Origin of the sequence: Anabaenopsis arnoldii (genome assembly GCF_028331025.1) — a bacterium.
In the GTDB taxonomy this organism is placed as follows: domain Bacteria; phylum Cyanobacteriota; class Cyanobacteriia; order Cyanobacteriales; family Nostocaceae; genus Anabaenopsis; species Anabaenopsis arnoldii.
In genome coordinates this window covers 1-7,740 of record NZ_JAQMUH010000105.1, presented here as the reverse complement: position 1 = coordinate 7,740, position 7,740 = coordinate 1, and the positions used below count along the sequence as shown (strand labels likewise).

At 40.9% G+C, this 7,740-nt stretch carries 10 protein-coding genes; 3 read left to right on the top strand and 7 right to left on the bottom strand.

Going from position 1 to position 7,740, the window contains the following annotated elements; all coding sequences use genetic code 11:
• Positions 1-440: 440 nt before the first annotated feature.
• The 3 genes from PN457_RS09670 to PN457_RS09660 all read right to left on the bottom strand — a co-directional run bounded on the left by PN457_RS09670 (position 441) and on the right by PN457_RS09660 (position 2,421).
• Positions 441-605, bottom strand: coding sequence for a hypothetical protein (locus tag PN457_RS09670; protein ID WP_271732981.1), 165 nt, complete (start codon positions 603-605; stop codon positions 441-443).
• Between the two features lie 116 nt (positions 606-721).
• Complete coding sequence (locus PN457_RS09665; protein WP_271732979.1) at positions 722-1,345, bottom strand: hypothetical protein; 624 nt, start codon at positions 1,343-1,345, stop codon at positions 722-724.
• A gap of 80 nt (positions 1,346-1,425) precedes the next feature.
• Positions 1,426-2,421: an ImmA/IrrE family metallo-endopeptidase gene (locus PN457_RS09660; RefSeq protein ID WP_271732977.1), complete on the bottom strand. Its 996-nt coding sequence runs from the start codon at positions 2,419-2,421 to the stop codon at positions 1,426-1,428.
• Between the two features lie 234 nt (positions 2,422-2,655).
• Between PN457_RS09660 and PN457_RS09655 the strand changes: the two genes are divergently transcribed.
• Positions 2,656-3,060: an NIL domain-containing protein gene (locus PN457_RS09655; protein ID WP_271732976.1), complete on the top strand. Its 405-nt coding sequence runs from the start codon at positions 2,656-2,658 to the stop codon at positions 3,058-3,060.
• Here the strand turns inward: PN457_RS09655 and PN457_RS09650 are convergent, their stop codons facing one another.
• Together PN457_RS09650 and PN457_RS09645 are read right to left on the bottom strand one after the other, a co-directional pair.
• Entirely contained in the window at positions 3,061-3,546 is a 486-nt protein-coding gene (locus tag PN457_RS09650) for an NADAR family protein (RefSeq protein ID WP_271732974.1), read from the bottom strand.
• 97 nt (positions 3,547-3,643) lie between these two features.
• Positions 3,644-4,483 (bottom strand): prephenate/arogenate dehydrogenase, encoded by an 840-nt coding sequence (locus PN457_RS09645; RefSeq protein ID WP_271732972.1) that lies wholly within the window; start codon positions 4,481-4,483, stop codon positions 3,644-3,646.
• Positions 4,484-4,612: 129 nt separating this feature from the next.
• Between PN457_RS09645 and PN457_RS09640 the strand changes: the two genes are divergently transcribed.
• Both PN457_RS09640 and PN457_RS09635 read left to right on the top strand, forming a co-directional pair.
• Positions 4,613-5,203, top strand: coding sequence for a DUF1517 domain-containing protein (locus PN457_RS09640; protein WP_271732970.1), 591 nt, complete (start codon positions 4,613-4,615; stop codon positions 5,201-5,203).
• Between the two features lie 75 nt (positions 5,204-5,278).
• Positions 5,279-6,157 (top strand): hypothetical protein, encoded by an 879-nt coding sequence (locus PN457_RS09635; RefSeq protein WP_271732969.1) that lies wholly within the window; start codon positions 5,279-5,281, stop codon positions 6,155-6,157.
• Between the two features lie 40 nt (positions 6,158-6,197).
• Here the strand turns inward: PN457_RS09635 and aroF are convergent, their stop codons facing one another.
• Together aroF and PN457_RS09625 are read right to left on the bottom strand one after the other, a co-directional pair.
• Entirely contained in the window at positions 6,198-7,259 is a 1,062-nt protein-coding gene (gene aroF / locus PN457_RS09630; protein WP_271732967.1) for a 3-deoxy-7-phosphoheptulonate synthase, read from the bottom strand.
• Positions 7,260-7,311: 52 nt separating this feature from the next.
• A partial coding sequence (locus PN457_RS09625; protein WP_271732965.1) for a zinc ribbon domain-containing protein occupies positions 7,312-7,740 on the bottom strand: 429 nt, incomplete at its 5' end.

The following is a 7,740-nucleotide window of genomic DNA, read 5'->3' as shown; positions in this document are numbered from 1 at the left end:
GTTTTGAAAAGCCACGCGAATAGAAGTTTCTTTGCGGGAACCGCCAAACTGAATAATTTTGGCTACTTCTGCTTGGTACTGGCTAATCAAAAGTCTGGACATGGGGAAACTAGGGGATATACAAGGGCAGAAATTTAAATATAGAGGATAGCTGACAGTGATTTAGCAGACAGTTTATTAAAATTTATACAAGTGTAAATAACTTTAAGTTAGAATAACTGTAAGTTTGTCATCTATCTTAGGGTAGAGATAAAACTCCTATCTGATCTATCATCTATTCGTTTATATCCACTATCTGTTGTTAAACGCAAAGGGCGCAAAGTTTGGCGCAAAGGTACGCAAAGGTTTATTGGCGGTCTAGACTATGATCACATACATGATTTTTTAGTCAGATTTATCTGACTTTAGCTATTAGACGGGGGTTTCTAACCCCCGGATCTCTATGTAGCATTAAATGTAAATTTTACACCGTTCTGGTTAAGGTTTATTTGTTTTGGGTCTGTGCGGTGATGATGTGGTGATTTTAAATGAGCCGGATTTTCAACCCCGGAAGTGGTGATGGGAACTTTGAGACGGGGGCGATCGCCTATAACAGCAGCGCGCACCTTTTTCAGGTTAATGAAGTATACACAAATTTCCTATTACGGTGTTCGGTGTGTTCGGTGTGTTCCCTCAAACTAAAAAACTTTGTACCTCACGAGCATGGGAAATGCTATAAGAATTAGGGATAAGGATAAAGTAAGTTACCAGTCTCTCGTCTTAATACTATAATTTCTCTGTTCAAATTTTCTTTTACTACCTCTTCTGTTGCTTTGATACTATAACCAAATATCATTTTTATATTCTGGTCACAATATCGGCTAGGGTAAACTTTTGTTTGTATTATATCAAAACCAAATTTTTCAATATACTTAAAAATCAATTGCTCTAAACACCAAATTCTACCCTCAAGATTTTGAATAATCTCAGTAAAACCAGACTTTATTAAAGCCCTTAAACAGCATTTATCGTGGGTTAATAAATAATTATTGGTATAACCCTGTTGACTCAGGTAGAAAATATAACTGATTAAAATTGCTTCTCCTTGATCAATTGTATCTTTTTTATCATTGCTTCTTCTACAAGAATCCATCAGTCTCAAATAAATATCTCTATCAATATTAGGATTATGCTCTGAAAGAGTTGCACAATTTTCAACGATTTCTAATGCTTTTTTAATATCAAATTCTGTATAATTATTGTCGGCTTTATTCCCTCTTCTACGTTTAATTTGCCTGTTTACATCAAATTTATATTTGAAACTATCAAGTATTTGTATTTGACTTGCATTAATCTCAAATGTCATCAGGGTTTCATTAAATAAATCGCAGGTAGCCAGTTTAAGAATAATATCATTATCTAAACAGTAAAATGACCCTGACAAAATTAAACTCCTAAGACTTTTTCTAAATACTCATAGCTTTCATCATTAAACTTGTCCCAGTCTAATCTATCAGCTAAATATTCATTAACAATTTGTTGACCATTAGCTAAGGAGTCTAATTTCTTTAAAGCTTTCTGAACAAAACCCCAGTTTTTCTTTGTATGCCAACCATAATTAAGTACAATTGAGTCCACATGAACATGAGGATTTTTTTGACAGATTAATTGAGCGTACTTAATTAACTGGTTATGGTGAAGAATACGCTGATCTTCTAAACAATTATCACAATCACCTAATAATAACTGAGTAGCAAATTTATTTGCTTGACATTCATCATCATCATTTTGATTACAATCATACTTTATTTCTTCATCAACTAAAATACCTTCTTTTAGATGTCCTAATGCTAAGTGACCTAATTCATGGGCTAAGTCAAAAGCTAATCTAGCAGAGTATTTATGTTGGGAACTGAGAATGATTACAGGACTATTAAACCTCCATTGAATTAATGCAGCAAACTTCTTGATCTTGGGAGGGAAATTGTTAAAATAAACAACAACTATGCCCTTACTCCAACAATATTCGAGTAAGGATTTTAAATTAACAGTGGTATGATTTGTTAAAATTTCTGCTCTAATTTTCTTAACATCAGTGGGTAAAGATGTAAAATTGGCTTCCGTACCGTAGGCAGTTAACTCAGCTACCCGACTAGCTAAAGCTTGAGCTAGATAAGGGTGATCCTGATTTCTGCTGTTATGCTGCTTAAACTTAGTAGGAGGGGAGGAATTAAACCTAATGTTTTCTTCTACCAACAAGGATTCTAAGTTAAGGTTAAGGTGATCAGCGATATAACCAGCCCCTTCTAACACAGCTATGGGTTTATCGTTGAGTTCATCATTCCACCAACTTGGTAAACCATTATTTTTTACATAGTGTTGGTTTAACCCAATTTTGGATAGTTTAGCGTAGAGGGACGACATAGTAAGTGTTACTGTCATTGTTTTGTCCTCCTGATGCTAAAAGTTAAGCTTTTGTCCTAATTTCAATCTTTGATGGATATTCTCCATTGATTATACATCCTTTTCAACACCCTTTTACATAACTTCAACAAAGCCTTATGGCTAACCACGGGGAATGGGAGTATATAGAATGGCGATCGCCTTGAACAGCAGCGCTTACCCTATCGCCCCAGAGTTAAAATTTAAAAAAAAACTAAAGTCTTTACTGAACCTGTGAAAAAACGAGTTACTCTCACTTTTCCTAAACGGGCTATTCAAATGCCAGTTACTTACTTACTGGCTAAAGAATTTAACGTTGCTGCCAATATTATCCGCGCCCAAGTGGCTCCTAACCAAATTGGCAAACTTGTGGTAGAATTGTCTGGAGATATTGACCGCTTAAATGAAGCTATTGAGTGGATGCGATCGCGCCATATCAATGTTTCTCACAACCTAGGTGAAATTGTCATTGATGAGGATGTCTGTGTACATTGTGGTTTGTGTACTGGGGTCTGCCCTACAGAAGCCCTGAGCTTACAACCGGAAACATATAAGTTGACATTCACGCGATCGCGCTGTATTGTCTGTGAACAGTGTATCCCTACCTGTCCAGTACAGGCAATTTCCACTAATCTGTAATTAATCTAACTTACGTCCCCCTAAAAATACCGTAGAAAGTTGTGATGAGCGGATTTCTTCACGCACAGCCATAAGAATTTTCCCAAGATGGTTTTGACCGGTTTTTTGTACTCCACAACCCCAGAAATAATCATTGGGGGAGTTTTCCACTAGGGTTTGATTACCTGTGTTCAAAAGAATTTCTTTAATGTCGCCATGAGTCAGAAACTTTTGCAGTACAGCTTGTCCCATAACTTGGGTTTTGACTATCTCCCAGTCTGGACGCAGTTGGCGAGTAGGACAGCGGCCTAAAGCCGCTGCTACTTCCGGGGTTTCGGCTGCATGAATCACAGGTATAATAACTGCATCTACACTGCCAACAAATTTTTGTGCTTGATAATAATGCTCTACAGTGGGCCAGTAAGTACCATGAATTGTGATCCCGTGGGGAGAAAAATTAGAAAAACAGCCATAAGGTTGCCACACCTTGTAAAAGTATATGGTCATTTGAAAATTTATCTTTCTATATCTACATCTATAATGCCTGTAGATGCTAACAAGAGGTCCTAGAATTTGATCATCACTAGGGAGACCCAACCCAAGATTAGTCAACAAATTTGGGTCGGTCATTCCGGTTGGACTCTAACTTTAACTGCAAACCTGGCCAATCTTGCTGTTCAATCAGGTTAGTCAACTCATCTAGCCTTTGGCGATACTGATGTAGTGAACTCAGTAATGCTTGGCGGTTATATTGTGCCATCATTACTCCTAATTCCGGATTACCGCCACCCACACGACTGGTATCGCGAAAACCTGAACTAGCAAGGTTTTGGGCTAGTTGCAACACTTGGGAGTCTGTTTCGCCCATACAAGTAGCAATTAAGGACGCACTCACCATGACAGGTAAATGGGAAATTAAACTCACCGCTGTGTCATGTTGCTCCGGTGGGCAATAATAAAGATTAGCCCCCAGCGATCGCACAATTTCTGCTACAACTGAAATTGCTGTTTTGGGTGTGGTAGCATCTGGTGTCAACACATAGGGTCTACCCATAAATAAATGCCGTTGAGCCGCATCTATACCACTATCTGTTGTTCCGGCCATGGGATGACCACCAATAAAATTTTCCCATATAGGGGCGATTTTCTGGACTATGGGGGCTTTAACTGAACCAACATCAGTGATCACAGTAGTGGCAGGTAAATAATTAATTAGCTGCTGGAATTGCGGTATAATCATACCTATGGGTGTACAAATAAATACTACATCTGCGGCGGCTAATAAACTCATGTCCACAGATGCTTGATCAACAATACCAAGAGCGATCGCACGTTCACAGGTAGACTCCTGACGAGTCACCCCTAAAACATCATAACCAAGCGATCGCAAATCATAACCCAAAGAACCACCGATGAGTCCCAGTCCTAGAATCCCAATTTTCATCTTCTTAGATTTTAACTATAGGGTTAGTGTACCTATTCAAGCCAGAAACACTATATGTATTTTGTGCATACATCAACAATACTTGTGTCACACTTATTAGTGTACTATTCAAAATTATGGAGCAAGTAAATGCGTGCCTTTAATAGAATGATGGGTCGAACTCGCTATGTAGTTTGTCGCTTGTTTTTACATCTAGCCGGATCTGAGGTTGCACCGATTTTAGGAGTATTAAATAGTACAGCTAGGGATGCCATAGAAGCTGAAGGTGACCTGCAAGAACTGGGAGAAGGATTAGTGGAAATTTGCGAAACCCTCTTGCGATATGATCAAGCTTGGCTGTCTGCTGCCAATGAAGGCGACGTATTTTGGGATGAAGGTGAAGCGGGAGATTACGTCAACGAATTATTTAGTGATTCCGCCCAACGCTACGGCGCAGACTTTGATACCAGTTCCAATTCAGGTTCAGATCAATCTTTTTCCATACCTGTAACCCGGAATGTGATTGTGATGTTGACTGTAGCCTATGAAGGAGAAGTTCCCAATTTAGAAGCAGACTTGTCCAACATCCCCGCATTAAAAGATGGTTTAAAAGCTTTAATCAATCTGCACTATCAAGAAAAACTGCGCGCCATTCAAGTACATTTCTCCCCAGCACAGTTAGGAGATCAACTGACTAATGATCAGCTGTTGCAATATTACCCAGAATTAATTCCCTTGTAACTGGTTGGGTAGTCTCTACATTCCCACCCCCATAAAACCTTGTTAAGCTGAAAAATAGAACATAGTAAAACGCTCATGAGCATATTACGAAAATTTACAGTGATTTTTTTAGCACTGACTTTGTGCTTAACAACCGTAGCCTGTGGTAATTCTAACCAAACCACCCCTGAAACTAGAAGTGTTAGCCCCACCTCTACAGCTAGCAAGCTCAATGATGGTGAGTATCAGGTGCAACAAGCTAGTTTTGACGATGGCACTGGGGAGTATACACTGTTTTTACTCAACAGTAGACCCCCAACCTTTAAAACTGAAAATTTGCAAATGGCAAGGCTCACCGATGAACAAATCCAGGAGGGAAAAAAGACTTCTTTGAAGGTGGAAAACGGAGAACCCGCCTTGTATATGACCGAAGACTTTAAAATTGAGTACGTCCACAACGTCACTGAAACACAAACCAATCCCCAAACAGGACAACAAGAAACAGTGGTAGTGCGACGAGAAAGCAACTTCTGGGCACCTTTTGCCGGCGCTGTAGCTGGTAACATCGCCGGTCAGGTAATCGGTAATATGTTATTTAGACCCCAATACTATGTACCACCTGCTTATCAATCAGGAGGGGTGCTAACTGGTTACGGTGGTTATGGTAGTACCTATAATCAAGCAGTGAATAACTATCGGACTCGCTACAATGCACCACCAGCAGTGGAGCGCAACCGCACGACTTTCCGCACCACAGGTAACATTAGAAGATCATCCCCTGGTAGTTCAACCGTACGCACTACACCACCGACGAATACCACCAATCGCCCCTCTGGTTCCGGTTTTGGTAGCAGTAATCTCAGACCTTCTAATAGATCCGGTACCACTAGACGCAATACTGGTAGTGGTTTTGGTTCTGGTGGACGTTCTACACGTAGTCCCAGTCGCTCTTTTGGTTCTGGTAGAAGAAGGTAAAGCCAGCAGCACGCTACGCCTTAGCGTGCCGCAAACACTCCTAGTTAGCTGTAGCAACCACCGGTTGGGGCCAACGTCTCACAGCCTGACCAATCACTGCTAATTCCTGCATTAAGGAATCAAAACGTTCTGGTGTCAGAGATTGGGGTCCATCAGATAAAGCTTTGGCTGGGTTGGGGTGGACTTCAATCATCAGGGAATCGGTTCCAGCAGCGATCGCAGCCATAGCCATTGCTGGCACAAAATCCGACCAGCCAGTACCATGACTTGGGTCAATCATAATCGGTAAGTGAGTGAGCTTCCGCAATACCGGCACAACTGATAAATCTAAAGTATTGCGAGTGTGTTGGCGGTCAAAAGTCCGAATTCCCCGTTCACATAGAATTACATTGGAGTTTCCCGCCGCTAAAATATATTCAGCTGCCATCAACCAATCTTCAATAGTAGCAGCCATGCCTCGCTTTAATAGAACTGGTTTTGGTTGCGCCCCCACCTTTTTGAGCAGGGAGAAATTTTGCATATTCCTAGCTCCCACCTGGATCACATCAGCTACCTCGGCGATCATATCCAGTTCCGCAGCATCCATGACCTCAGTAATAATACCTAAACCACTTATTTGCCGTGCCTGAGCCAGCAGTTCTAAAGCACTCTCACCATGACCTTGGAAGGCATAGGGCGAAGTGCGAGGTTTATAGGCTCCACCACGTAAAAACTTCGCTCCTGCGGCTTTCACCCGCTGGGCCGTTTCCACGATCATTTCTTCATTTTCTACCGAGCAAGGGCCAGCAACAACAACTAGGGGATGGTCTTCTCCAAATACAACATCACCATTGGGAGTATTAACCACTACCTCAGAGGCTTGTCCATGTCGAAACTGGCGGCTCGCCCGTTTGTATGGTAACTCCACCCGCAATACCTGCTCGATCCATGGGCTGAGTTCCTGAATCTGTAACGGGTCTAAACTGGCTGTTTCACCTACCAGACCAATTACCACCTTGTGTTGACCGATGATTTTTTCTGGTATGAGTCCCCAGGTAGTAAGTTCCTGGCTAATGCGGTTGATTTCCATTTCTGGGGAACCGCTTTTCATGACTATAATCATATAAAATTACCTGATTATTTGAATCAAACCGATACTTTTTTGCTAACATTCACTAACAAATACACTCTTTAAGAGAGGGCGCATCAACCAATGCACGTAGGAAAATCCCTCGCGCACCATTTATGTCCCGGCTCATTACCCGCCCATCAGATGGAGACTTAACGAACTTAGCACCACCAAGGTTGGGGATGATTTCACCAGTCCAACTGACTGTTTTTGATGTGTACGCTTCGTTGACATCCATAACTACTTTATTAGTTTCAAAAGCCTTATGCTTGAGAAAACACTTAAATCGGTAGTGAGAGAGTGTTAACATTTGGCGCACTGACTTTGATCTAATTCGTCGTTTCGCCTTCTGAGACATTTGGGATGTTTCAAAGGTTGGCAGTAAAATCATGTCAAAGTTATCAACCAAAAATCGAGCAGTTTTCTTGTGCAATTCGTCTACAAGGTTTTTGATTTTACCTCGCAGTCTACTAGC

What these genes read in the sequence shown, in the direction of transcription:
- PN457_RS09650 (WP_271732974.1), bottom strand. Translation starts at nt 3,546, where the DNA reads ATGACCATATACTTTTACAAGGTGTGGCAACCTTATGGCTGTTTTTCT.
- aroF (WP_271732967.1), bottom strand. Translation starts at nt 7,259, where the DNA reads ATGATTATAGTCATGAAAAGCGGTTCCCCAGAAATGGAAATCAACCGC.
- PN457_RS09640 (WP_271732970.1), top strand. Translation starts at nt 4,613, where the DNA reads ATGCGTGCCTTTAATAGAATGATGGGTCGAACTCGCTATGTAGTTTGT.
- PN457_RS09665 (WP_271732979.1), bottom strand. Translation starts at nt 1,345, where the DNA reads ATGACATTTGAGATTAATGCAAGTCAAATACAAATACTTGATAGTTTC.
- PN457_RS09645 (WP_271732972.1), bottom strand. Translation starts at nt 4,483, where the DNA reads ATGAAAATTGGGATTCTAGGACTGGGACTCATCGGTGGTTCTTTGGGT.
- PN457_RS09660 (WP_271732977.1), bottom strand. Translation starts at nt 2,421, where the DNA reads ATGACAGTAACACTTACTATGTCGTCCCTCTACGCTAAACTATCCAAA.
- PN457_RS09635 (WP_271732969.1), top strand. Translation starts at nt 5,279, where the DNA reads ATGAGCATATTACGAAAATTTACAGTGATTTTTTTAGCACTGACTTTG.